Origin of the sequence: Rhodococcus sp. B10, from assembly GCF_011770055.1 — a bacterium.
Taxonomy (GTDB): Bacteria; Actinomycetota; Actinomycetes; order Mycobacteriales; family Mycobacteriaceae; genus Rhodococcoides; species Rhodococcoides kyotonensis_B.
On the sequence record NZ_JAAFYV010000009.1, the window covers coordinates 41,378 to 66,128 of the forward strand.

Below are 24,751 nucleotides of genomic sequence, written 5' to 3' on the forward strand. Positions count from 1 at the left end.
ACCGAAACACTCCCTCTGTTGTTCCCTCGGCCCACGGCCGCTGTGCATAGGCTAGCCTAACCAATGCCACACGGTAGCGGTCCATCAGGCCATGTCTCCTGCATCACTGGAATGCGTTGGCTAGCCTTACCTGGACGCACGCTGAAGCAGAGGGTTCCGTAACCTAACTGCGTGGACCTTCGAACACAGTGAGGAATCAGGAACGACAGTGACTACGGCCCCCCTGCTCGGTCCGGGAGCACCTCACCCGACGCCCGACGACGACTTCGCCACCGAGGACATCCCCCGCGGACCTGCGCCGTGGGGTCCCAGAATCGCTGCGACCGTCGTCGATCTCGCGATCGTGCTGCTTCCACTGGGCATCGGGTGGTCCATCGTCGACTCGCTTCGGGACGACAACGGCGGCGGTGAAGCCGACAGGTTCGTGTTCGGCGCGATTTCGGTTGCCGTCGCCATCGGACTTCTGGTGTGGAATCAGGGGTTTCGTGAGGGTCGCGAAGGCCAGAGCACAGGAATGCGGTGGACCGACCTCGTCGTGCGCGACGCCGACACCCTGGATCCGATCGGTCCGAAGCGGTCACTGCTGCGCGCGGCAGGAGTCGGCCGGGGACGCACCGAGGTAGTACGCCAGAAGACCGCGCTGGACGAACAATTCGAGCCCATCCCCCGTGACAACTCGGTGGCGGGAATACGCAAGCGACGAATTCTCGGACTGATCGTGCTCGTCGTGGCGCTGGCCGCCGCCATACTCGCCAGCATCGCGATCGGGGCAAGGCCACTCACATTCGCCGAGATCGGCCACGCGCTGCTGAATTCCACCGGCACGGACACCGACATCATCGTTCGTACGCTACGAGTTCCACGTACGGTGCTCGCTCTCGTCGTGGGAATCGCGCTCGGTATCGCAGGTGCCTTGATTCAGGGGCACACCCGAAACCCATTGGCGGACGCGGGACTTCTCGGACTGAACGCCGGAGCCGCGTTCCTCGTCGTCCTCGCGATCTACCTGTTCCGCTTCAACTCTCCGAGTCAGTACCTGTGGTTCGCCTTCGCGGGCTCCGCCATCGCAAGTGTCGTGGTGTTCGGGCTGTCGTCGATAGGAAACGGAAAAGCCAGCCCGTTGAACTTGGCGCTCGCAGGCGCGGGGGTTGCGTTCTTCCTGTCGGCCATGACGAACGCCATCGTGCTGCTCGACCAGACAAGTCTCGACGGCTATCGCTTCTGGTCCGTCGGGTCCGTTGCAGGCCGCGGGCTCGACATCTTCTGGACGGTCCTCCCCTTCCTCGTCATCGGCGTCCTCATCGCGTTGGCCAGCACTCCTGGACTGAACGTGATGAGCCTCGGTGACGACGTCGCTCGGTCGCTCGGCACGAACATCGCCCTGACGCGCACCGTCGGAATCGTCGCGATCACTCTGCTCACCGGTGCCGCCACAGCCGCGTGCGGCCCCATCGCGTTCATCGGTCTCGTCGTACCGCACGTCGCGCGTGTGGTCACCGGCCCCGACTATCGATGGCTCGTGCCCTACGCGGGATTGATGGGCGGGGTGATGCTCATGATCGCCGACGTCATCGGCCGCGTCGTCGTCAGGCCCGGCGAGCTGCAGGTCGGCATCGTGCTCGCACTGTTCGGCGCGCCGTTCTTCATCGCTCTCGTCCGTCGTCGGAAGTTGGCAAGCCTGTGACCGCTCACCTCGAAACGCCGCTGTCCGAGTCGGATACGCCCGCGTCCACGGTTCCGTCCAGGCCTGCGTTCCGCTTCGGGCCTCTGTCTCTGGTCCGTCGTACGTTCATGGTCGTCGTGACCCTGATGTTGGTCGTTGCACTGTTCTTCGTCGTCTGCATCAACATCGGGCGCGGCGACTTCCCTCTGTCGATCGCGCAGGTCGTCGACGTGCTGTTGGGCGGCGGCTCCCGCATCGATCGATTCATCGTGATGGACCTGCGACTCCCGAGGTCTCTCACCGGCCTTCTCGTCGGTATGGCGCTCGGTATGTCCGGCGCTGTCACGCAGTCGATCTCGCGGAACGCTCTCGCCAGCCCGGACATCCTCGGCATCACGTCGGGCGCAAGTGCCGCTGCCGTCGCATTGATCGTGCTCGGCGGCGGCGGGTCGTTCGTCGGTGTGCTCGCGACGCTGGGCCTGCCCCTCGCTGCCCTGGTGGGTGGCCTCGTCACCGCCGTGTTGATCTACGCGCTTGCGTGGAAGCGGGGCGTCGAGGGCTTCCGGTTGATTCTCGTGGGCATCGCGATCAACGCGATGCTCGTCGCCGCGATCGGCTGGTTGCTGATCAGCGCCGACATCAACGACGTCTCGCGAGCGCAGCTGTGGCTCAACGGCTCGCTCAACGGCGCGGACTGGAGCAAGGTGTGGCCCGTGGCCGTGGCCGTCCTGGTCGTCGGCACGCTGACGATCATCTCGACGTTCACACTCGGCGCGCTTCGACTGGGCGACGACAACGCCAAGTCACTCGGTGTCCGCTTGCAATCGGGTCAGGCGACGCTCCTGCTCGCTTCGGTCGCACTCGCGGCGATCGCCACCGCCGCGGCAGGACCGATCGGGTTCGTCGCCCTCGCGGCACCGCAGATAGCACTCCGGCTGCTGCGGACTCCGGGGCCGCCGATCATCGCGTCGGCCATCCTCGGTGGTCTGCTCGTCGTCGGGAGCGATCTCATCGCGCGCACCATCCTTCCCGTCGAACTTCCCGTGGGCATCGTGACGTCCGCGCTGGGTGGCCCCTTCCTGCTCTACCTCCTGGTCCGCAGCAATCGAAAGGTCTCCGCATGACAACCATCGACCCGTTGCGCCTCGTCGCGGAAGACCTCACCCTCGGCTACGGCGACCGAACCATCGTCGAGAATCTCGACCTCGAAGTGCACACCGGTGTCATCACCACCGTCATCGGGCCGAACGGGTGCGGCAAGTCGACGCTGCTGCGATCCCTCGGCCGCCTGCTCAAGCCGAAGGCCGGTCGCGTCGTCCTCGACGGCAAGGCGATCTCGTCGATGCGCACCAAGGACGTCGCGCGGGTGCTCGGAATGCTCCCCCAGGCGCCGACCGCTCCCGAGGGACTCACCGTCGCCGACCTCGTGTCGCGCGGCCGCCACCCGCATCAGTCGTGGATCAGGCAGTGGAGTTCCGACGACGAATCCGAGGTCGCCAACGCACTCGAACTGACCGGCGTCGGCGACCTCGCCGACCGACCGGTCGACGAACTGTCCGGCGGCCAGCGGCAACGCGCCTGGATTTCGATGGCTCTGGCGCAGGGCACCGACATCCTGCTCCTCGACGAGCCGACGACGTACCTCGACCTCGCGCACTCCGTCGAGGTCCTCGACCTCGTCGACCGCATGCACGAGGACATGGGTCGCACGGTCGTGATGGTGTTGCACGACCTCAATCTGGCCGTGCGCTACAGCGATCAGCTGATCGTCATGTCCAAGGGCAAGATCGTCGAGAGCGGTCGACCGCAGGACGTCATCTCCGAAGAATTGCTGCTCGACGTCTTCGGTCTCGAGGCGACGGTCATCGAGGATCCCGTGTCGGACAGGCCGCTCATCGTCCCGATCGGCACGCGGCACGTGTACGGCGCGACCGGCGGGCCTCGCAAGACCGTGACACGCGGGAACGCCTAGCGCTCGATCATCGTGCGCACGAGTCGATAACCCTGACCGAGAGACACCTCGGGCAGATACGCACGACCGACGGCGTTGCCGATGCTCGGTAGCGCGGCAGGGTCGGCGTACGTCATGTGCATCGATTCGTACCGCGGCTGGAACTTCGACTTGAACGCCAGCAACGACCGGAAGCCGTAGACCGGTTCGAGCGTCCTGCCCAGCACGTCGAGCAAACGGTCGAGCAGACGCGAGAACGTCAGCTCTTCCGGTGTGCCGTTCTCGGAACTCTCGTCGTCGACCTTGGCCAGTGGCGCTCCGGACAGACTCAGGAAACGGACCCCTTCCTCCTTCAGCAGGATTGCCGCCGACGCGATCAGGAATTCCATCGTCGGCCGGAATCCCTCCGACCGCCTCCGCATGAAATCCAGTGTCCACCCGACTATCTCGCCGTTCTCGTATACCGGCATCCACGACGTGACGCCGTGCACGGTCCGGTGCTCGTCGACCGCGATAAGACACCGCACCTGCGCGTCGTCCACCTCTTCGAGGCCACCGAGAGTGAAGCCCATCTCGGGCATCCCCTTGTCGGCGACCCACTCCTCCGAGATCGCCTCGATCTGATCCGTGATCGCGAGGGGAGCATCAGGAAAACGAATCCATTCCGCATCGACGCCGGCTTTCTTGGCACGGTTCAGCGCGGTCCGCACATCCTGGAATCGCTTGCCGGTGAACGCCAATTCCTCCAGGTCGAGGATGGTCTCCTCCCCGACCTGGATTCCGCCCCAGCCGAGACCGTCGGTGATCTCTCGGACAGCAGGCGTCACCGAGTAGAAACACGGGATCCACCCGTTCTCCGACGCATACTCCGCGAATCCGACGACGTACTCGCGCAGCCGTTCTCGGGGACCGACCGGATCGCCCGTCGTCAGTGCCACGCCGGAGATGACCCGGTACGCGACGTAGCCGCTGCCGTCCGGCGAGAACCAGTACGTGTTCCCTCGCCAGGTCGTCATCCACGAGAGCGCGCTGCCGGAGCTCGACGTCAATACCTCACGTGCCCGCTCGGCCGCGTCGGACTCGGCTCCGAAGGCGGGCGTCAGAAAGGTTCCGAAGGTCAGGACGCATACCGCGACCCAGAAAACCACCCCGGTCCATTCGAACAGCAGCGTGGTCGGAATGTCCTCGGGCAGGAACCGAGGTTCGAGCCACTGGAGGTACACGGGTGGGATGAGTCGCTGGGGGAAGTCCGCGAGCAATCGAAGCGCAGTCGGGGTGTTGTCGAATCCACCTCGCGCCGCGAGCCCGCCCAGGACGTACAGGACCGCCAGGACCGCACCGGTGCCGATCACCGACAGGGTCCATCGCCGATAGGTTCCCTTCGGGGCCGACACGTCGAAGAACTTTCTGGTCGCCACCAGGATCGTGAGCACCACGAGTGGAAGGAGGAACGGAATCACGGTGCGGTACACCGTCGGCGATTCGAGACCGTAGAACAGGGACTCGTCGTCGCCGGACTCGAGGTATCGGATGGCGAAGTTGGCGACCGACACCACGAGGAGCACGACCTGAGCGACGACCGTTGCCCCCCATGCGAAGCGACGACCCCGGCGAAGGCCGTCGGCGAGAAACAGCAAGAAGATCGACGGCATCAACGACAGGATCGTCGGACCGACACCGCCGAGACGCAATTCGAGAAGACCCGTTCGACATTCGGGATCGGTCGCGGAATCGGCGCAGATCTCGCGTACCTCGGCGGCGGTGTACGGCACGCCGCGTACGACCTCACGCAGAACTGCGAAGGGGCCGACCGCATCGGGGCTCAGCGCGGCGAGCACAGGGCCGAGTGCACTCGCCGCGACCACGAGCGCCACCAACACGCGGCCTTCGCGCTGAGTGCCTGCAAGCCGCGAACCGCGTGCAGATCGGCCCACGAACGCCGGCCCGAGCATCAGCCCGACGATCGCCGCAGCCAGCCGAATGACGTCCTGAAGGTGGCCACTGAAGAGCGCCGACGTGATGAGAAGCGCAAGAAGCCCGACGCGAATGCGTCGGCGCCACAACGTGTCCATGCGGGCGCTCGCCACCATGACGACACCGACGATCCAGGTGGTGGGCCCGATGGCGGTTCCCACGTGCAGACGAAAACCCCAGTCCGCGTCGAACATCTTGGCCAGCGCCGCGAGCCCGAGTCCGAGCAACGCACCGAGCACCTGGGTCACGACGGCCGCGAGCGCGAACTTGCCCGACCCCATGCGTCGCTCGATCGGTGCCGCCGCGACGACGACGGCCACCACGACGACGATGTAGCCGAGAACGTTCGGCGCGAAGAGTCCGGCCGTCAGGACAGTCCACACGCGGAAATCCTGGAACGCCATGATGCCGGTCGCGAAGTCTCGGTGCAGAGTGTTTCCGCCGACCGCCACACCGATGATGCCGAGCGCGAGGATGACGGCGAGAGCACCGAAACTGACCGGAGCCCCTTTGGCGCCGTACACGATCAGCGAGCGCAGCCGTACGAGCTGACGGCCGGTGTTTCTCAGACCGGCGGCCACACGAATGCGGCGTAGTTCCAGCCAACTCGGCTCGGAGACCACGTCGTCCGTGGTGTCCTCGACGGCTTCGTTCACGAGATCAACCCCACTCTCTTCATCAGCCAGGGCAGCTCGAGTTCCAGTCCCTGCGACCACACGGCGAAACTGTGGCCCCCGGGAACCTCGTCGTAGCGCACGTCCATTCCAGCAGCCTTCGCCGCTTGATACATCGTTTGCTGGCCAGGCTTGTAGTCGTTGTCGTCGGCGCCGACGACGAATGCTCCACCCGAGTTCGGGAACTGCTCGGACTTCAGCAGATCGAGCGGGTTGACCGCGACGAACGCCGCATCGTTCCCGCCGAAAGCTTCGTCGACCGTGCGGGTCCGGTCACCCAGAGTCGGCTCGACCTGGCCCGACAGATCGAGGAACGTCGGATAGACGTCGGGATGATTCGTCGCCATCTGTATCGAGCAGGTACCGCCGTACGACAGGCCACCGATGATCCAGCTCCGGGGATCGGTCGACACCTGCAAGTTCTGCTTGATCCACGCCGGCACGTCCTGAGAGAGGTACGTCGCGACGTTGCCGAGAGGCGAGTCGACGCACAACGGATTGGCGAGTGTCGACCCTGTCGCGTCGGCCACGACCACGACCGGCGCGAGACCGCCGTGGTCCCGCGCGAAGGCGTCCATGGTCTCGGCCAGCTTGCCGCCCTTGAGCCAGTCGTCCGGCTCACCCGGCTGTCCGGCGAGGAGAACGAGGACCGGCAGTAGCGGACGTGGATTCGCGAAGTACGACGGCGGCAGATAGATCTCGGCCTGCCTGGCCGAGAAAGACGACGCCGTCGGAGGAATGGTGACCGACGTCAACTTGCCGGCCGACGGCATCGACGACGGCGGTTGCCATGCGTCGGACGTCGGATTGCCGCTGACGACCTGCTCCTGCGGCCCCGGTATGTCGGCGATCGAGATCCTGTCGACGTCCTCGACCCCGAACAGCGTCCCGACCGTCGGATACGCGGAGAACACGAGGTTGACGTGTGCGGACGCCGCCAGCACGACGAGAACGGCCGCGATCACCGATGCCGCCTTCGCCAGCACTCCCCGGGCAGCGATGGTGCGCGGTACGACGAGCAGCACCGCGGCGAGCCCGATGCCGATCCAGACGTAGATCTCCGTTTCGATGGGGTCGGGGAACGGACGCCACACCTTCTCGACGACGTAATAGAGCACCACACCGATCACGAACGCCGCGGTCGCGCCGATCGGCAGTGCCCGCAGCACATACCAACGCCGCTTCGACACGACCAGCCACACGCCTCCGAGGGCACCGAGAACGGACAGGACCGTCGTCGTGGCGCTACTGACGAGCGACAGAGAGACGAACCAGTTCACGCGGTGCCTCCAGTTGTCTCGTCGTCGAGATGCTTCTGCAGAATAGGCGCATTCACCACCGGGCCCCGAAGCCGACACAGGCGCGTGTGCAATGGACTATGACACATCACACAAGCAGTGGCGACGCTTACTACCACCAGTAGTACGCATTCCTGTCGGACTACCCGTAAACTCGGACGAATGGCAGGTCTAGGGGAACTCGAACGCGCAGTGATGGATCATCTGTGGGACTCCGCGGAGCCACAGACTGTTCGGCAGGTGCACGAAGCGCTCGCCGCACACCGTGAGTTGGCCTACACGACCGTCATGACGGTTCTGCAGCGTCTCGCGAAGAAGCAGTTGGTGAAGCAGCAACGCGACGACCGCGCACACCGCTACGCCCCGTTGCACGGGCGAGACGAGCTGGTGGCGAGTCTCATGGTGGATGCGCTCGCGCAGGCTCCAGAGTCCGGAGGCCGTGCAGCAGCACTCGTTCACTTCGTCGGACAGGTGGGTGCCGACGAAGCGGCAGCTCTCCGTGACGCTCTCGCCGCGCTCGAGGTGGCACAATCGGGTGGACGTGCCGGCGCGGCCGAAGCCGGACGACAATCGGACTGACCCCAGCCCTCGGTTAGTGAGGAAATGAACTCCACCACAGCTCTGGTCTTCGCACTACTTGCTCTGCTGCTTGCCGGGCCGGTTCCTGCCGTCCTGAGCAGGGCTACGTGGCCGTATCGAGCTCCCCGTGCAGCTCTCGTGCTGTGGCAGGCGATCGCCATCGCCGCAGTGTTCTCTGCGTTCTCCTCCGGCCTCGCCATCGGCGGACTGCTGCTGGTCCCTGGCCCCGACGGCCGCCCGACGACGGCGCCGACCGACGAAATCGATGCCCTCGGCCTGCCGCTGTGGCTTCTGTACGTCGTCGTTCTCGCGATCACCTTGGGTATCGGCGCGAAATTGATCTTCTCCGTGGTCCAGGTCGCCGTGCGTACGCGTCGCCGTCGCGCGCGGCACCGCGTTCTGGTCGACCTGCTCGACCGCAGCAGCGACGACGGTCGGCCGTTCCCCGGAGTCCGAGACGCGGATGTCCGAGTGCTCGACGCGGTCGAACCCATCGCGTACTGCCTGCCGGGACTGAGACAGCGAGTCGTACTGAGCGAAGGCGTTCTGACCAATCTTTCTCGTTCCGAGGTCAAGGCCATCCTCTCTCACGAACGCTCCCACCTGAGGTCGCGTCATGACCTGGTCCTCGAAGCGTTCACCGCGGTCAACGAAGCGTTTCCCCGCATCGTCCGTAGCAAGTCGGCTCTAGGCAGCGTCCAACTGCTGGTCGAACTGCTCGCCGACGATTCGGCAGTCAAGGTGACCGGTCCGACTCCACTCGCCCGCGCGTTGGTGACGTGTGCAGGTTCGACGGCTCCCCGAGGCGCGCTGGCCGCGGGTGGACCGAGCACCTTGATTCGAGTGCAGAGGCTGGCGGGTCCCCGCAGCGACATGCCGCTCAGCGTCGCCGCGTACGCAGCGGCGGCGGTGATTCTCGTCGTGCCGACCATCTTCGTCGCCATGCCGTGGCTCGAGGAGCTCAGCCGACTGCTCGGCCACCGCTAGCAGTCGGCCAGCTCACAACTGTTCGAATCGAGGAATCGAACAGTTGTCGCGTACACTCGATCGAGGTCGCCATCGCGGCCGAGAAATTCGAAAAGGCACAAGCAGCTCCATTCTGCGCGACTTCAGTTCGCTCATCGATGGCCAGGTGACAGTGCCCTGGCTCGTCTCACTGTTTTGGCTGTGCCCACGTCTTCGATCGGCGTTTTCTACGGCTGTGGCTTCGTGGCGTGCCCGTAATCCGGAGAGGTTCAACTGCGTGACCCACGCTGTTCCATCTAGTACATCCGTTTCTCCTACCGCGGACGCCGACGACGCGACCGTCACATTCGCTGAGCTCGGCCTCCCCGAGCCCGTCGTCGCCGCACTCGCGCGCAACTCCATCACGGTGCCGTCGCCGATTCAGGCCAAGGCGCTTCCCGACGCCATCGCCGGCAAGAACGTTCTCGGTCGCGCTCAGACCGGCTCGGGTAAGACCCTCGCCTTCGGCCTGCCGATTCTGGCGCGCCTCGCACAGCACACGGATCGTCCCGCTGCGAAGCGACCCCGTGCGCTGGTCCTCGTTCCTACCCGTGAGCTGGCATTCCAGGTCGTCGACTCGCTGTCTCCGTATGCCGGAGCAGTCGGACTGAACGTGCGCGCCGCTGTCGGTGGCACGCCGTTCAACAAGCAGGTCGAGCAGCTGCGACGCGGCATCGACGTCTTCGTCGCCACTCCCGGTCGGCTTGCCGACCACCTCCGCCAGGGCACGTGCGTCCTGGACGCCATCGAGATCACGGCCCTGGACGAGGCCGATCAGATGGCCGACATGGGCTTCCTGCCCGAGGTTCGCGCCGTGCTGGCCGAGACCCCGTCCGACGGACAGCGGATGCTGTTCTCGGCGACACTCGACCGCGAGGTGCAGTCCCTCGTTCGCCAGTTCCTGCCCGACCACGTCGAGCACTCGACGCAGGACGGCAAGGCGAGCGTCCGCACCATGGACCACTACATGCTGATGGTCGACCGTGGCCAGAAAGACCTCGTGCTGTCCGAGATCGGCGCTCGCGAGGGTGGCCGCACCATCATGTTCGCGCGTACCAAGCTCGGGTGCGACGGCATCACCGATCGCCTGCGCGCAGTGGGCGTCGCTGCGGAGTCCCTGCACGGCGGTAAGGCACAGAACCAGCGCACCCGTGTCCTCGAGCGTTTCAAGAGTGGGCGCACACCGGTTCTGGTCGCCACCGACGTCGCTGCCCGCGGTATTCACGTCGACGGCATCGATCTCGTCGTGCACGTCGATCCCCCGGCCGACCACAAGGATTACCTGCACCGCGCAGGCCGTACAGCTCGTGCCGGCGAGAAGGGAACGGTCGTCGCGATCGTTCTGCCGAACCAGCGTCGACAGATTCAGCGTCTGACCGGAATGGCCGGGGTCAAGGCCACCTCCGTGAACGTCGCACCGGGGTCCGCCGAATTGACCGACATCACCGGCGCACAGAAGCCGTCGGGCGAGCCGCTGCGCGCGGTCAGCAGCGGTGTGCGCGATCGACGTGACGACCGGCCTCGTTCCGGCAGCTACCAGGGCGACCGGCCTCGTTCCGGCGGCTACCAAGGCGACCGCCCCCGCACCGGCGGCTACCAAGGCGACCGCCCCCGCACCGGCGGCTACCAGGGCGACCGCCCCCGCACCGGCGGCTACCAAGGCGACCGGCCTCGCACCGGCGGCTACCAGGGTGACCGCCCTCGCACCGGCGGCTACCAAGGCGACCGGCCTCGCACCGGCGGCTACCAAGGCGACCGCCCCCGCACCGGCGGCTACCAGGGCGACCGCCCCCGCACCGGCGGCTACCAAGGCGACCGGCCCCGCACCGGCGGCTACCAAGGCGACCGCCCTCGCACGGGCGGCTACCAGGGCGACAACTCTCGTACCCGGCCCAGCTACGCCCAGGACGACGCGAAGGCCGGCGGTTTCCGCAGCCGCACCGAGCGCCGCTCCTACGACGGATTCGACGGGCCTGCACGCGCCCGGTAATTCCGTTCGGAATTCCTGATCGTCCGATGGCTGCCACCTCTTCCGAGGTGGCAGCCATCGTGCTTTCCGTGCGTCGGACAACCGGCGAAACGATGGGATCCTCGGCCTGAAACGGGGACCGCTTCGCTTGTCGTACGTTCGCGCGCCCGGCATGAAAAGCTGTACCTATGACCTCAGCAGTGAACTCGTCAGAACTCGCCCAGATCGGCGTCACCGGACTCGCCGTGATGGGCTCGAACATCGCCCGTAATTTCGCGCGCCACGGACACACCGTCGCGCTGCACAACCGCAGCATCGCCAAGACCGACGCATTGCTCGAGGAGCACGGAAGCGAAGGAAAGTTCGTCCGTACGGAGACGATCGAGGAATTCGTCGCCGCATTGCAGAAGCCACGCCGAGTCCTGATCATGGTCAAGGCAGGCGACCCCACCGATGCCGTCATCGAGGAGCTCGCGTCCGCGATGGAAGAGGGCGACATCATCATCGACGGCGGTAACGCGCTGTACACCGACACCATCCGCCGTGAGGCGTCCCTCAAGGAGCGTGGACTGCACTTCGTCGGTGCAGGCATCTCCGGCGGCGAGGAGGGCGCGCTGAACGGCCCCTCGATCATGCCCGGCGGTCCGGCCGAGTCGTACAAGGCTCTGGGCCCCCTCCTCGAGTCGATCGCCGCTCAGGTCGACGGCACTCCGTGCTGCACCCACATCGGTCCCGACGGTTCGGGCCACTTCGTGAAGATGGTCCACAACGGCATCGAATACGCCGACATGCAGCTGATCGGCGAGGCGTACAACCTGTTCCGCGACGCACTCGACCTCACCCCGGCCCAGATCGCCGACGTCTTCACCGAATGGAACAACGGTGACCTCGAGAGCTACCTCGTCGAAATCACCGCGGAGGTGCTGAAGCAGGTCGACGCGAAGACGGGCCAGCCGCTCGTCGACGTCATCGTCGACGCTGCAGAGCAGAAGGGCACCGGGCGGTGGACCGTCAAGGCCGCACTCGACCTCGGCGTACCGGTCACCGGCATCGCCGAGGCTGTCTTCGCTCGTGCACTGTCCGGTTCGCGCACTCAGCGGAAAGCCGCCGTCGGCCTTGCGTCCGGCACGTTGTCGGAGAAGCCGTCCGATGCCGAGCAGTTCACGCACGACATCAGCCGCGCGCTGTACGCATCGAAAATCGTCGCGTACGCGCAGGGTTTCGACCAGATCGCCGCAGGCAGTGCCGAATACGACTGGAACCTCCACCCCGGTGACCTTGCGACGATCTGGCGCGGTGGCTGCATCATCCGTGCACGTTTCCTCGACCGCATCAAGGACGCGTACGACGACAATGCCGAGCTTCCCAGCCTGATCCTGGCGCCGTACTTCCGCGAGGCGATCGAGAACGCGATCGACAGCTGGCGCCGCGTCGTCATCACGGCTGCGTCGCTCGGCATTCCGGTGCCTGCGTTCGCGTCGTCGCTCGCGTACTACGACGCGCTTCGCGCCGAGCGTCTACCGGCGGCGCTGACCCAGGGACAACGGGACTTCTTCGGGGCGCACACCTACGAGCGCACCGATTCCGAGGGCAAGTTCCACACACTGTGGAGCGGCGACCGCTCCGAGGTGCAGGCCTAGTAAGCCACCGCCGCGACGAGACGCCGGTCACGACACTCGCAGAGATGTCGTGACCGGCGGCTCGCTGTCACCATTCGCCGGCGTCGTACCACCCCGGCGGTGGACCGAGGACCGGTTGGACGATGGTCGACGGGGCGTCACCCTCCCACGGCAGGACGCCCTCGCAGTCTCTCCAGACGGCCTGGACGGCCCGTACCGAAGCTGGAGAATAGATGCCGTTCGCCATTGCCAACCACTCGTCGGTACGGTCGACGTCGACGACATAGAAGTCGAAACCCGCTGCCGAGACGTGCATTCCGGCGCCCAGACGATCTCCACCGACGACCACGCGTCGCGCCAGGGCGTTCAATATCGCGGCGGAATCCGACGGGTCCCGGCCGGTCACCACGATCTCGGGGTGACCGTGGGCGGTCAAACCGATCGTGTAACAGAACGCGGGATCGATCCTGCCGTGCGGCAGGTCGGCGAGCGATCCTCGGGTGTCGGACTCCACGTACTGCAACGCCCACCCGTGTTTGTCGATCAGTTCTTCGATACTGCGTAGGTACTCCGGAAACGATCGACCCTCACACATAGCGCACATGGCTCCCCCAAGTTCTCGACGTGGTGCTCGACAATCGATCGAACACATGTTCTCGCCGCGCATGTTGACTCGAGGCACCGACAGAAACCCGCCACAGCGGTACTGTTCCGCTATGACGCACCCTCGTACGTTCGACGACGTGAGGTGACGGGCGAGATGCCCGTGCTGGCGATCGTCCTCGCTCTCGTCGCAGCATTTCTGTTCGCGTGCGCGTCGGTGGCGCAACAAAGTGCCGCAGCTGCGGTACCCGAGGGCGAATCCTTGGTCGCTTCGCTCGTTCGCAGTCCGCGGTGGTGGGCCGGTGTCCTCGGCGACGTGGGCGGGTACGCCGTTCAGGTCGCGGCGCTCTGGGCTGGATCCGTGCTGCTGGTTCAACCACTGCTGGTGTCGATGCTGTTGTTCGCGCTTCCGCTGTCGGCCAAGTTCTCCGGCTACCGAATGACGCGGACGACATGGGTTCTCGCGATCTCGCTCGCTCTCGCGCTTGCGGTGTTCATCGTCGTCGGCGATCCCACCGAGGGACATGCGAATGCACCGCTGTCGCAATGGATCGTGCCTCTGGTGATCGCGTTCGGCGTCGTGCTGGCGTGTATTGCTGCGGGCTCGATGTCGAGAAGACCCGGGTCCCGTGCGCTGCTTCTGGGCGCCGCGGGTGGACTGTTGTTCGGCATGGCCGTCGCGTTCACGAAGTTCGTGACCGACCTGGTCGAGCATGATGCGACGACCGCAGTGACTGCGTGGCAGACCTACGCACTGGTCTTCTGCGGCATAGCAGGCTTCTACCTGCAGCAACGCGCATTCCAGTCCGGGCCGCTGTCTGCTTCGCTCCCCGCCGTCACGATCGGCGAACCCTTCGGAGCGGCCTTCCTCGGCATCACGGTTCTGGACGAGCGCGTGCGCCACGATGCTTTCGAGCTGACCGTCATCGCCGCGGCCGTCGCCGTCATGATCTACGCGACGATCACCTTGTCACGCTCGCAGGCGGAGGTCGCCGCACACGCGGACGCCGTCTGACCGGTACGCTGGCGCACCGTGCAGTTCCTCGATGGCCAGCAGCCCCCGTACGACTTGACCTACGACGACGTCTTCCTGGTGCCCAACAGGACCGACGTGACGAGCCGGTTCGACGTCGACCTCTCGACCGTCGACGGATCCGGAACCACCATCCCGATCGTCGTCTCCAACATGACCGCTGTCGCCGGTCGTCGTATGGCGGAAACCGTCGCGCGACGCGGTGGAATCACGGTCATTCCCCAGGATCTTCCGGTCGCAGCCGTGGCGGACACCGTCGCATTCGTCAAGAGCCGCGATCTGGTGGCCGACACCCCCGTCGTCCTCGGTCCCGACGCGTCGGTGTCGGATGCACTCGCGTTGATGCACAAGCGTTCACACGGCGCCGTCGTGGTCGTCGAGGCAGGCAAGCCTGTCGGAGTCGTCACCGAGAGCGCCTGCACCGATGTCGACCGCTTCGCACGGCTCAGTTCGGTGGCCGTCACCGATTTCGTGACGGTGTCCTCGGACGCCACTCCTCGCGCGGTGTTCGAGTCGCTCGAGGCGTCACACGAGGGCCTGGCCGTTCTCGTGGCTCCGGACGGAAGCCTCGCCGGCGTCCTCACTCGCACGGGCGCGATCCGGACCGGTATCTACACACCGGCCGTCGACGCCGCAGGCAAGCTTCGGATCGCAGCAGCGGTGGGCATCAACGGCGACGTCGCCGCGAAGGCGAAGGCACTCGTCGAGGCGGGCGCCGATCTGCTCGTCGTCGACACCGCGCACGGCCATCAGGAGAAGATGATCGAAGCGCTGTCCGCCATCAAGGCGTTGGACCTGCCGGTCCCCCTCGCCGCCGGAAACGTGGTCTCGGCAGCGGGTACACGCGATCTCGTGCAGGCAGGCGCGGACATCGTGAAGGTCGGCGTCGGCCCAGGCGCGATGTGCACGACTCGCATGATGACCGGTGTGGGGCGGCCTCAGTTCTCCGCCGTCGCTGAATGTTCCGCCGCCGCGGCGGAACTCGGCGCGTCGGTCTGGGCCGACGGCGGTGTGCGGCACCCGCGCGACGTCGCCCTGGCGCTCGCTGCAGGCGCGGCGAACGTGATGATCGGCTCGTGGTTCGCCGGGACGTACGAGTCACCGGGTGATCTGCGATTCGATCCCGCGGGCAACGCCTACAAGGAGAGCTTCGGCATGGCGTCCAAGCGTGCCGTGGCGGCGAGGACTGCAACCGACAGCGCCTTCGACCGCGCACGGAAGGGTCTCTTCGAAGAAGGCATTTCGAGCTCGCGGATGCGACTGGACCCCGATCGTCCCGGCGTCGAAGATCTGATCGACCACATCTGCTCGGGGGTCCGAAGCACGTGCACCTACGCGGGCGCGCGAACGCTACCGGAACTTCACGAACGCGCCGTCCTGGGCGTTCAGTCCGCGGCCGGCTTCGCCGAGGGACGCCCGCTGCCCAGCGGATGGTGACGTCCACCGCGGCACACGGGCGCGTCGTCGGCCCCAGACGTTAGACTGATGGCTTCGCGATTCATCGAACATCCTTCGGCCCGGTTCACGGACGTCACGTGCGTGGACAGGGTTCGGTGGAACAACGGAAAGGAACAAGGTGCCTGAGGCACCCGTCATCACCAGCGCCGCCGTCGCGTCCAGCGACCAGGGCGACGAGGGCTCCACTTCGGAGGGCTCCTCTATCGAGCCGGGTGACGAACCCGGCGATCTCACTTCCTCTCGATCACCCTCACCATCTCGATCGACACTGCCTCGCCGTTCGCGGCAGCCGGAACCTCATGGCGCCATGCGCCTGTCTCAACTACGGCGGCGATGAGCCATGGACTTGATCCTGAGCATCCTCAGCCTCGTCGGATTCGTGGCACTGACCGCAGGCACTGCCCTCTTCGTCGCAGCCGAGTTCTCGCTGACGGCGCTCGAGAAGAGCGCGGTCGACTCGGCTGCTGCCGCAACGGGTGACATCCGTTCTCGGCAGGTGCAGCGCGCGCACCGAACGCTGTCGTTCCAGCTGTCCGGCGCGCAACTCGGCATCACCATCACGACCCTCATCACCGGCTATCTCGCAGAACCGGTCCTGGCCGGCTTCTTCGTGCCCGTCGCCACGGCGCTCGGAGCGTCGGAGTCGCTGGCGTCGGGTCTGTCCCTCGCGGTCGCTCTGATCGTCGCGACGTCGTTCTCCATGATCTTCGGCGAGCTCGTGCCCAAGAACATCGCCATCGCCGAACCCATGGCAACCGCGCGTGCCACGGCCGGATTGATGTCCGGGTTCTCGGCGGTCTTCCGGTGGGCCATCAACGGCCTGAACGGTTCGGCCAACTGGCTGGTTCGCAGACTCGGCGTCGAGCCGGCCGAGGAACTTCGGTCCGCCCGCTCACCACGTGAGTTGAGCTCGCTGGTGCGGACGTCGGCCCAGCACGGTTCGCTCGACGAGAGCACTGCCCGTCTCGTCGGCAGATCTCTGCAGTTCGGCGAGCGCACCGCAGAGGAACTGATGACGCCCCGGGTGAAAGTCGAATCGCTGTCGGTGTCCGACACCGCGTCCGACTTGATCGAGACGGCGTCGCGCACGGGCTTCTCCCGATTTCCCGTCGTCGACGGCGATCTGGACGACACCGTGGGTGTCGTCCACCTGAAACATGCGTTCGCCGTGCCCGCGGGTCGGCGACGCGAGACCCTCCTCGACACGCTCGCCCAGGATGTGCCCGTCGTTCCGTCCAGCCTGGACGGCGACTCGGTCATGGAACGGGTGCGGGCGGACGGAATGCAGGTCGCACTCGTCGTCGACGAGTACGGCGGCACCGCAGGAATGGTGACCATGGAAGACCTCATCGAGGAGATCCTCGGAGACGTGCACGACGAGCACGACGAACCGGAAATCGACGTGCAGAGATTCGGCGACGGCTGGCTCTGCTCCGGCCTGCTTCGGATCGACGAGGTCGCCGCCGCGACCGGGTATCAGGCGCCCGAAGGCGAGTACGAGACCATCGGCGGCCTGGTTCTGTCCGAACTGGGCAGAATTCCGACCGCAGGCGACAAGGTGGTGCTCCCCCGCTTGGCGTCCGACGATCCGGCGGACTCCAACGGCGGTTGGGTCGCTCGAGTCACCCGCATGGACGGTCGACGAATCGACAGAATCATGCTCCAGCCCGTAGCCGCCGAAACGGTGGCACAGATCAGCGCGGAGGAGAACGCCCGTGGGTGACGTACTCGCCGTTCTGCTGGCGGTTCTACTGCTCGGCGGCAACGCATTCTTCGTGGGCGCCGAGTTCTCGTTGATCTCGGCACGACGCGACCGGCTGGAATCACAGCTCGCACAGGGCAAGAAACGTGCGAAGTCGGTGATCGAGGCCGGCCAGAATCTGTCCCTCATGCTCGCGGCAGCGCAGCTGGGCATCACGATCTGTTCCATTCTGCTCGGGCGCGTCGGTGAACCTGCCGTCGCGCACCTGTTCGAGAAGCCGATGGATCTGCTCGGCGTCCCGGAAGCACTGCTACACCCGATCGCGTTCACGATCTCGCTGGCTCTCGTCGTCGTGCTGCACATCCTGATCGGCGAGATGGTTCCGAAGAACATCGCCATCGCGGGCCCGGAGCGCACGGCGATGCTGCTCGTTCCGGTGCATCTGATGTTCATCAAGGTCGCCAAGCCGCTGATCTCGTTCTACAACCTGTGCGCCAACCTCACCCTGCGTGCTGTGCGTATCGAACCGAAGGACGAACTGGAGTCGTCGGTGTCGGCCGACGAGTTGTCTCAGATGATCGGCGAGTCACGATCCGAGGGCCTGATCGACGAGGAGGAACACCGTCGCCTCACGCAAGCCCTCGACATCTCCGGACGCACGGTGGCCGAAGTTCTGATTCCGTTCGCGGAGGTGAGGACCGTTCGCTCGGCGAGTGCGACGTCGGGACCCACACTGGGTTCGGTGGAGGACGCCGTCGTCGCCACCGGCTTCTCGCGGTACCCGGTGCAAACAGCGGACGGTTCGCTCGTCGGTTATCTGCACCTGAAGGACGTCCTCGAGTACATGCTCGACGACACCGCAGGACCGGACACCGAGATACCCCGTGCGCAGGTCCGACGTCTGCCCGTCATCGCGTCCGAGACGACGATCGACGACGCATTGACGCGGCTGCGTCGGATGAGCAGTCACCTCGGGGCAGTTCGTGACGCCACGGGAGCCACGGTCGGGATCGTCGCTCTCGAAGACCTCGTCGAGGAGTTCGTCGGCACGGTGCGCGACGGTACCCACCGGGTCGCCGACCCGACGCCCGGGCATCCGGCGCGCGGGAGTGGTTCGTCCTGATCGCCACACGTTCGGTTCTGCCGGAACAGGAATGGACGGCGATGCGGGCCGCTCACCTGGACCGCGTGGATCGGCTGGTGGGCGATTATCTCGCGGAGCGTGCTCGGGGCGCGACGCACCCGGTCCTGGACTTCCTGTTCACCTACTACAGCTTCAAGCCTGGGCATCTCCGTCGTTGGAACCCCGGCTACGGTGTCGTGCTCGCGGGCGACGCCGCGCGTGATTACGCCGGCTTCGCGTCGTACGAGCGACACGTCGGTCCGGACGGCGGCCTGCGAGTCCGTGAGTCGGTGCTGGACTCTCGTCGGTCCGCCGTCGAATTCACCCTGGGTCTTCTCCGCGCGACCGCAGCGCGACCGCCCCACCACGGCTGCTTCGGACTGCACGAGTGGGCGATGGTCTACCGCGGCGGGCACGAGGCGCTTCGACACGGTTCGGTGCCGCTTCGGCTGGGCCACGACGGCACCGATGCCGTAGTCGAGTCGATGACGATTCGGTGCACGCACTACGACGCTTTCCGCTTCTTCACCGACGACGCCGTTCCCCGTAATCTGTTGCAGCTCGCGCCGTCGAGCCGGGTCGAGACGGAGCAACCGGGGTGCGTCCACGCGAGCATGGACCTGTACAAGTGGAGCTACAAACTCGCACCCTTGATCGATTCCGATCTCGTCACCGACTGCTTCGAATTGGCCCTTGCCGCACGCACTGTCGACATGCGGGCGAGTCCGTACGACCTGTCGGATTACGGCCTGGCTCCGATCGCCATCGAGACACCCGGTGGTCGGTCCGAATATGTGCGCGCGCAAGCCGCCCTGACGGCCAGGGCAACACCTCTCCGACACGCCTTGATCACACGGTGTGAGAACCTACTCGTGAGCGGCGGCGATCCCGCCCGACCTACTGCCGAGTAACATCGTCCACGATGTCGTTGGGGCGGCCATGGAGTCGCCCGTGACCGGAAAGAGCGAGGGATTCATGACCGATCGCAAAACTGTTGGCGGACTTCAGGTTGCCGAGGTGCTGTACGACTTCGTCCAGAACGAGGCACTTCCGGGTACCGGCGTCGACGCAGACAAGTTCTGGGCGGGCGCGGAAGCCGTCATCACCGACCTGGCCCCGAAGAACAAGGCGCTGCTCGCCGTCCGTGACGAAATCCAGGGCAAGGTCGACGCCTGGCACGGTGAACATGCGGGACCGAACTACGACCGCGCCGCCTACAAGACGTTCCTGAAGGACATCGGCTACCTGACCGACGAGCCGGCCGACTTCCACATCACCACCGCGGGCGTCGACACCGAGATCACCTCGACCGCGGGCCCGCAGCTCGTTGTTCCGGTCCTGAACGCGCGCTTCGCGATCAACGCATCGAACGCCCGCTGGGGATCGTTGTACGACGCGCTGTACGGCACCGACGCCATCTCCGAAGAGGGCGGCGCCGAGAAGGGCACCGGTTACAACAAGGTTCGCGGCGACAAGGTCATCGCGTTCGCCCGCGAGTTCCTCGACGAGGCAGCGCCCCTGTCGTCCGGTAGCCATGTCGGCACGACCAAGTACGTCGTGGATGCCGCGTCTCTGTCGGTCACGCTCGCCGACGGCTCGACCGTCGGTCTGGCGGATCCCTCGCAGCTCCTCGGCTACCAGGGCGCCCCGGATGCGCCGTCGGCAATCCTGCTGCGCCACAACGGTTTGCACCTCGAGATCCAGATCGACGCCGACAGCCCGATCGGCAAGACCGATGCCGCGGGTGTCAAGGACGTGCTGCTCGAGTCCGCGGTCACCACGATCATGGACTTCGAGGACTCCGTCGCCGCGGTCGACGCCGACGACAAGGTGCTCGGCTACCGCAACTGGCTCGGACTGATGCGCGGCGACCTCGCCGAGGAAGTCACCAAGGGCGGTAAGACCTTCACCCGCACCCTGAACGCGGACCGCGTCTACACCGCGATCGACGGCAGCGAACTGACGCTGCACGGACGTTCGCTGCTGTTCGTGCGCAACGTCGGTCACTTGATGACCTCCGATGCCATTCTGGACGCCGACGGCAACGAGGTCCCCGAAGGCATCCTCGACGCTCTCTTCACCTCGCTTACCGGTCTGCACTCGCTGACCGAGGACAACGTGCTGAAGAACTCGCGCACGGGCTCGCTGTACATCGTGAAGCCGAAGATGCACGGCCCCGACGAGGTCGCGTTCACCGTCGAGCTGTTCGGGCGCGTCGAGCAGGTCCTCGGCCTGCCGGAGAACACGCTCAAGGTCGGCATCATGGACGAAGAGCGTCGTACGACGGTCAACCTCAAGGCCGCGATCGAGGCCGCGAAGGAACGCGTGGTGTTCATCAACACCGGTTTCCTCGACCGCACCGGCGACGAGATCCACACCTCGATGGAGGCCGGGCCGGTCGTCCCCAAGGGCGAGATGAAGGCACAGACCTGGATCAAGGCCTACGAGGACTTCAATGTCGACACCGGACTCGCCGCAGGCCTCGAAGGTAAGGCGCAGATCGGAAAAGGCATGTGGGCCATGCCCGATCTGATGCACGACATGCTCGAGCAGAAGATCGGCCACCCCAAGGCCGGAGCGAACACCGCCTGGGTGCCGTCGCCGACCGCCGCGACGCTGCACGCCCTGCACTACCACAAGGTCGACGTCTTCGCCCGGCAGGAAGAGATCGCGAAAGCCAAGCGGGCCACCGTCGACGAGATCCTCGAGATCCCGTTGGCACCGGCCACCGACTGGTCGGACGAGCAGAAGCAGCGCGAACTCGACAACAACGCGCAGTCCATCCTCGGCTACGTGGTGCGGTGGATCGACCACGGAGTCGGCTGCTCGAAGGTGCCCGACATCAACGACATCGCGTTGATGGAAGACCGTGCAACGCTGCGTATTTCGAGCCAGTTCCTCGCGAACTGGATTCGGCACGGCATCGTCACCGAGGGCCAGGTCCGTGAATCGCTGCAGCGCATGGCACCGGTCGTCGATCGCCAGAACGCGGGAGACCCGGCGTACAAGAACCTGGCACCGGACTTCGACTCGAACATCGCCTTCCAAGCAGCCAGCGACCTGATCTTCCAGGGCGCCGGCCAGCCCAACGGCTACACCGAGCCGATCCTGCACCGCCGCCGTCGCGAGTACAAGGCGGCCGCCAAGTAGGAGCGGACGCGATATCCCGGACCCCATGGGTCGGTCCGCAAGCTCTGCTGTCGCACAGCGCTTGTAGTCTTTCCACGTGGGTGAACATCGCACGTCGGGGGGCTCCCGGGGTATCAGCAAGGGACCGGTGATCGCGGCGGGCATCATCATCGTGGTGGTGCTCGCCGTGTTCGGATGGTTTCAATTGCGAGATCGAATCGCGGACCAGGGCGTGCAGGCGGCGACTACGTGCGTCGAGGGTCCGTTGACGTTGCCGGTGACCGTCGATCCGGACATCTCGCCCATGGTCACCGAATTGGCCGCGCGTTTCGACGCCACCAAACCGATCGTGCGCGACCATTGCGTCACAGTCGACGTCGCGACGACGCCCACGGCTGCGATGGCCAGTGCCGTCGCAGCCGGCCCGGACAACTGGGACCCCGCCGCTCTCGGCGCTGTTCCCGCACTGTGGATTCCGCGCTCGTCCGACGCTCTGCAGGGGGTTCCCCCCGGAACGATCGACGGCACGCCCCGATCGGTCGCCAGTTCTCCGATCGTGCTCGCAGGCCCGGACGCTGTCACGTCCGCGTTGTCTGCCGGCAGCGTCGGATGGGCGGATCTGCCTCGCCTGCAACGCGCGTCGGACGGGCTCGACGCACTGGGGCTACCCGGCTGGGGTGGACTCCGCCTGCAGTTGCCCACCGGGCCCGATGCGGCGTCGACCTCCCCTGCATTGGCCGCGGTGGCAGCCACGACGGTCGAATCACCGACTGGATCGCTGTCGTTGGAACAGGCACGCAGCGGGGCCGTCGTGTCGGCCATGTCGGCGCTTGCGACCACCGATCGAGGACAGAGCGCCGTCTCCGTCGACTCGACCGATGCGGTCCTCGCACGGATCAGTGCCGATCCCTCCCCGAACTCGGATGTGCACACGGTCCCCGTCACCGCGCAGCAGCTGCGCGCGTCCGCCCAGACAGGACTGTCCACGTACGCGCCCGTCGGCGCGACGCCCGTCGCGGACCATCCCGCTGCGATTCTGGGAAGCGGCTTCTCGACCGACACACTCGACCGGGCAGCCGCTCAGTTCGTCGAGTTCGTACGGCAGCCCGCCAACGCCACGGTCTTCTCCGACGCCGGTTTCGACGTCGGAGACATCGAAACCGATGCTGCTGCGACCGCGTCGGACACGCGGCAAGCGTTGATCGACGCGGTTCGAGACCCTGCGACGCCGCGTCGAGCGACGGTGTTGCTCGACGTGTCCGGTTCGATGGACACGGCCGAAGGTGCCAGGACGCGCTTGCAGAACACGGTCGACGCGCTGAACCAGCAGTTCGAGTCCGTCGTCGGCGCGTCCGATCTCGGATTGTGGGTCTACAGCGCGAATCTCGACGGTCAGCGGGCGTTCCGGACAGCGGTGCCCACCGGCCCCCTCGACGAGCAGATCGCATCGGGAACGCGACGCGATGCTCTTGTTTCGGCGGCGAGCGCGCTGCGCCCCGAGACGTCGACGTCGACCTACGAATCCGTCGTGGCCGCCTATGTCGACGCCGTGGACAACTACGTGCCGGGCCGGCCGAACAGCGTCGTTCTCGTCACCGACGGACCGAACGACGACGCGTCGATATCGTCGGATCGATTCCTGCGCATGCTGTCCGACCTCGCCGTGCCCGACAAGCCGGTGGCCATCGATGTAGTGTCCATCGGAACCAATTCCGACATTCGCACGTTGCAGTCCATGTCCGACACGACCGGGGGTTCGACAACCACCGTCGGTTCGTCGGACGGGCCCGAACTCCTCAACCTTCTCCGAAAGTTGCTGTACTGAAACATGACACGCCTGCTCGTGTTCGGCACGTTCCTCGCGCTCGTCGCACTTGTGCTGCATCTGCGTTACGTCAGAGCAACTCGACTGCCTCGCCCCTACTCCCTCGTCGTCGACGTCGTACTGGTCGTCATGTGGGCCCTTGCCCTGATCGGAATCGGTTCCGGTGAACTGTTCGACCCCGCATGGGCACGCATTCCGGCGTTCGTCGGTCTCAGCTGGCTCGCCGTGGTGCTCTACCTCGTACTGGGTACCCTGCTCGTCGGTCTGGCGACCTTCGCGATCCGCATCGCGGCGGCCGCACGCGGCCGCGACTCCGTTGCCACCCGTCGGCGGGTGACACGCGTGGGTTCCGCAGTGGTCGCGGCGGCGTCCGTCGCTGCCGTCGGGTACGGTCTCGTCGAGGCCGCGCATCCCCGCATCACCGACACCACGATCGCGCTGGACCGCCTACCCGACGAGTTCGCCGGTCTCCGAATTGCATTGGTTTCCGACGTCCACGCAGGCCCGTCGCGCGGCCGGGACTTCGTGCAGAAGATCGTCGACGACGTCAACGCGCAAGCGCCGGACGTCGTCGTGCTCGACGGTGACCTCATCGACGGCACCGTCGAACTCGTCGGTTCGGATCTGGAGCCGCTGCGCCAACTGTCGGCGCCTCTGGGCGTGTTCGGAGTGAGCGGGAACCACGAGTTCTACGCGGACGACGGCGGAAAGTGGCTCGATCTGTGGTCGTCGCTCGGGGTGACGGTGCTGCGCAACGATCGGGCCACCGTCAGCCGCGGAGGCCAGGACATCGACATCGTCGGAATCAACGACGCGACCGCACCTGCACCGTACGAGCCCGACCTCGCAGCCGCTCTCGAAGGTCGTGACCCCGAACGATTTTCGCTGCTGCTCGCGCATCAGCCGCTGCAGGCGGAGGAAGCGTCGGAGATGGGAGTCGACATGCAGGTGTCGGGCCACACGCATGCCGGGCAGATCTGGCCGTTGCGGTACCTCGTGCCGCTGCAGCAGCCGAGCGTCGAGGGCCTCGATCGGGTCGGAAACACGACGCTGTACACCACCAGGGGTGCGGGCGCATGGGGTCCTCCGGTGCGAGTCGCAGCACCGCCGGAGATCGCGATGCTGCGACTCGTGTCGTCCTGACCG

18 protein-coding genes are annotated in these 24,751 nt (G+C 66.0%); 15 read left to right on the top strand and 3 right to left on the bottom strand.

Going from position 1 to position 24,751, the window contains the following annotated elements:
• Positions 1–223: 223 nt before the first annotated feature.
• Genes RhoFasB10_RS08105 through RhoFasB10_RS08115 form a run of 3 tightly spaced genes read left to right on the top strand, consistent with a single transcriptional unit; the run spans position 224 to position 3,635 of the window.
• On the top strand, positions 224–1,684 hold the full coding sequence (locus RhoFasB10_RS08105) for an iron chelate uptake ABC transporter family permease subunit (protein WP_206030673.1): 1,461 nt from the start codon (positions 224–226) through the stop codon (positions 1,682–1,684).
• The gene (locus RhoFasB10_RS08110) at positions 1,681–2,787 is read left to right on the top strand and encodes an iron chelate uptake ABC transporter family permease subunit (protein ID WP_084424014.1); all 1,107 of its coding nucleotides are present in this window, start codon (positions 1,681–1,683) and stop codon (positions 2,785–2,787) included. Before RhoFasB10_RS08105 ends, RhoFasB10_RS08110 begins: the two co-directional genes overlap by 4 nt.
• Positions 2,784–3,635 (top strand): ABC transporter ATP-binding protein, encoded by an 852-nt coding sequence (locus RhoFasB10_RS08115; protein WP_167675907.1) that lies wholly within the window; start codon positions 2,784–2,786, stop codon positions 3,633–3,635. The genes RhoFasB10_RS08110 and RhoFasB10_RS08115 overlap by 4 nt, the downstream gene beginning before the upstream one ends.
• On the opposite strand, the gene RhoFasB10_RS08120 is transcribed toward RhoFasB10_RS08115, so the two are convergent.
• A complete protein-coding gene (locus RhoFasB10_RS08120; protein ID WP_240930972.1) occupies positions 3,632–6,157 on the bottom strand; it encodes a phosphatidylglycerol lysyltransferase domain-containing protein in 2,526 nt (841 codons plus the stop codon). The two genes, RhoFasB10_RS08115 and RhoFasB10_RS08120, sit on opposite strands and share 4 nt — an antisense overlap.
• Before the next feature lie 83 nt (positions 6,158–6,240).
• On the bottom strand, positions 6,241–7,542 hold the full coding sequence (locus tag RhoFasB10_RS08125; RefSeq protein ID WP_167675909.1) for an alpha/beta hydrolase-fold protein: 1,302 nt from the start codon (positions 7,540–7,542) through the stop codon (positions 6,241–6,243).
• Positions 7,543–7,722: 180 nt separating this feature from the next.
• On the opposite strand from RhoFasB10_RS08125, the gene RhoFasB10_RS08130 reads away from it, so the two are divergent.
• From RhoFasB10_RS08130 to gndA, 4 genes are all read left to right on the top strand, one after another.
• Positions 7,723–8,139, top strand: coding sequence for a BlaI/MecI/CopY family transcriptional regulator (locus tag RhoFasB10_RS08130; RefSeq protein ID WP_167675911.1), 417 nt, complete (start codon positions 7,723–7,725; stop codon positions 8,137–8,139).
• A 24-nt stretch (positions 8,140–8,163) separates the two neighbouring features.
• Positions 8,164–9,126 (top strand): M56 family metallopeptidase, encoded by a 963-nt coding sequence (locus RhoFasB10_RS08135; RefSeq protein WP_068431184.1) that lies wholly within the window; start codon positions 8,164–8,166, stop codon positions 9,124–9,126.
• Positions 9,127–9,382: 256 nt separating this feature from the next.
• Positions 9,383–11,134: a DEAD/DEAH box helicase gene (locus RhoFasB10_RS08140; RefSeq protein ID WP_167675913.1), complete on the top strand. Its 1,752-nt coding sequence runs from the start codon at positions 9,383–9,385 to the stop codon at positions 11,132–11,134.
• A gap of 167 nt (positions 11,135–11,301) precedes the next feature.
• Positions 11,302–12,753 (top strand): NADP-dependent phosphogluconate dehydrogenase, encoded by a 1,452-nt coding sequence (gene gndA / locus RhoFasB10_RS08145; protein ID WP_167675915.1) that lies wholly within the window; start codon positions 11,302–11,304, stop codon positions 12,751–12,753.
• Between the two features lie 67 nt (positions 12,754–12,820).
• Here gndA and RhoFasB10_RS08150 read toward each other — a convergent pair whose 3' ends face one another.
• On the bottom strand, positions 12,821–13,327 hold the full coding sequence (locus RhoFasB10_RS08150; protein WP_240930965.1) for a DUF4262 domain-containing protein: 507 nt from the start codon (positions 13,325–13,327) through the stop codon (positions 12,821–12,823).
• Between the two features lie 165 nt (positions 13,328–13,492).
• Between RhoFasB10_RS08150 and RhoFasB10_RS08155 the strand changes: the two genes are divergently transcribed.
• The 8 genes from RhoFasB10_RS08155 to RhoFasB10_RS08190 all read left to right on the top strand — a co-directional run bounded on the left by RhoFasB10_RS08155 (position 13,493) and on the right by RhoFasB10_RS08190 (position 24,748).
• Positions 13,493–14,350: a DMT family transporter gene (locus tag RhoFasB10_RS08155; protein ID WP_167676029.1), complete on the top strand. Its 858-nt coding sequence runs from the start codon at positions 13,493–13,495 to the stop codon at positions 14,348–14,350.
• Positions 14,351–14,368: 18 nt separating this feature from the next.
• Positions 14,369–15,805, top strand: a complete 1,437-nt coding sequence (locus RhoFasB10_RS08160; RefSeq protein ID WP_167675919.1) for a GuaB1 family IMP dehydrogenase-related protein — start codon at positions 14,369–14,371, stop codon at positions 15,803–15,805.
• Positions 15,806–16,166: 361 nt separating this feature from the next.
• A complete protein-coding gene (locus RhoFasB10_RS08165; protein WP_167675921.1) occupies positions 16,167–17,549 on the top strand; it encodes a hemolysin family protein in 1,383 nt (460 codons plus the stop codon).
• Positions 17,542–18,651: a hemolysin family protein gene (locus tag RhoFasB10_RS08170; RefSeq protein ID WP_167675923.1), complete on the top strand. Its 1,110-nt coding sequence runs from the start codon at positions 17,542–17,544 to the stop codon at positions 18,649–18,651. The genes RhoFasB10_RS08165 and RhoFasB10_RS08170 overlap by 8 nt, the downstream gene beginning before the upstream one ends.
• Before the next feature lie 41 nt (positions 18,652–18,692).
• Positions 18,693–19,562 carry a 3-methyladenine DNA glycosylase gene (locus RhoFasB10_RS08175; protein ID WP_206030660.1) on the top strand — a complete coding sequence of 290 codons (870 nt, stop codon included), beginning with the start codon at positions 18,693–18,695 and terminating at the stop codon, positions 19,560–19,562.
• Positions 19,563–19,626: 64 nt separating this feature from the next.
• Positions 19,627–21,801 (top strand): malate synthase G, encoded by a 2,175-nt coding sequence (locus RhoFasB10_RS08180; protein WP_167676033.1) that lies wholly within the window; start codon positions 19,627–19,629, stop codon positions 21,799–21,801.
• A 76-nt stretch (positions 21,802–21,877) separates the two neighbouring features.
• Entirely contained in the window at positions 21,878–23,605 is a 1,728-nt protein-coding gene (locus RhoFasB10_RS08185) for a substrate-binding domain-containing protein (protein WP_206030661.1), read from the top strand.
• Positions 23,606–23,608: 3 nt separating this feature from the next.
• The gene (locus RhoFasB10_RS08190; RefSeq protein WP_167675925.1) at positions 23,609–24,748 is read left to right on the top strand and encodes a metallophosphoesterase; all 1,140 of its coding nucleotides are present in this window, start codon (positions 23,609–23,611) and stop codon (positions 24,746–24,748) included.
• The last annotated feature ends 3 nt before the right edge of the window (positions 24,749–24,751 follow it).

Excerpts from the sequence above, each read along its gene's own strand:
- RhoFasB10_RS08130 (WP_167675911.1), top strand. The coding sequence starts at position 7,723 with ATGGCAGGTCTAGGGGAACTCGAACGCGCAGTGATGGATCATCTGTGG.
- RhoFasB10_RS08180 (WP_167676033.1), top strand. The coding sequence starts at position 19,627 with ATGACCGATCGCAAAACTGTTGGCGGACTTCAGGTTGCCGAGGTGCTG.
- RhoFasB10_RS08155 (WP_167676029.1), top strand. The coding sequence starts at position 13,493 with ATGCCCGTGCTGGCGATCGTCCTCGCTCTCGTCGCAGCATTTCTGTTC.
- RhoFasB10_RS08175 (WP_206030660.1), top strand. The coding sequence starts at position 18,693 with ATGCGGGCCGCTCACCTGGACCGCGTGGATCGGCTGGTGGGCGATTAT.
- RhoFasB10_RS08150 (WP_240930965.1), bottom strand. The coding sequence starts at position 13,327 with ATGTGTGAGGGTCGATCGTTTCCGGAGTACCTACGCAGTATCGAAGAA.
- RhoFasB10_RS08165 (WP_167675921.1), top strand. The coding sequence starts at position 16,167 with ATGGACTTGATCCTGAGCATCCTCAGCCTCGTCGGATTCGTGGCACTG.
- RhoFasB10_RS08135 (WP_068431184.1), top strand. The coding sequence starts at position 8,164 with ATGAACTCCACCACAGCTCTGGTCTTCGCACTACTTGCTCTGCTGCTT.
- gndA (WP_167675915.1), top strand. The coding sequence starts at position 11,302 with ATGACCTCAGCAGTGAACTCGTCAGAACTCGCCCAGATCGGCGTCACC.
- RhoFasB10_RS08190 (WP_167675925.1), top strand. The coding sequence starts at position 23,609 with ATGACACGCCTGCTCGTGTTCGGCACGTTCCTCGCGCTCGTCGCACTT.
- RhoFasB10_RS08115 (WP_167675907.1), top strand. The coding sequence starts at position 2,784 with ATGACAACCATCGACCCGTTGCGCCTCGTCGCGGAAGACCTCACCCTC.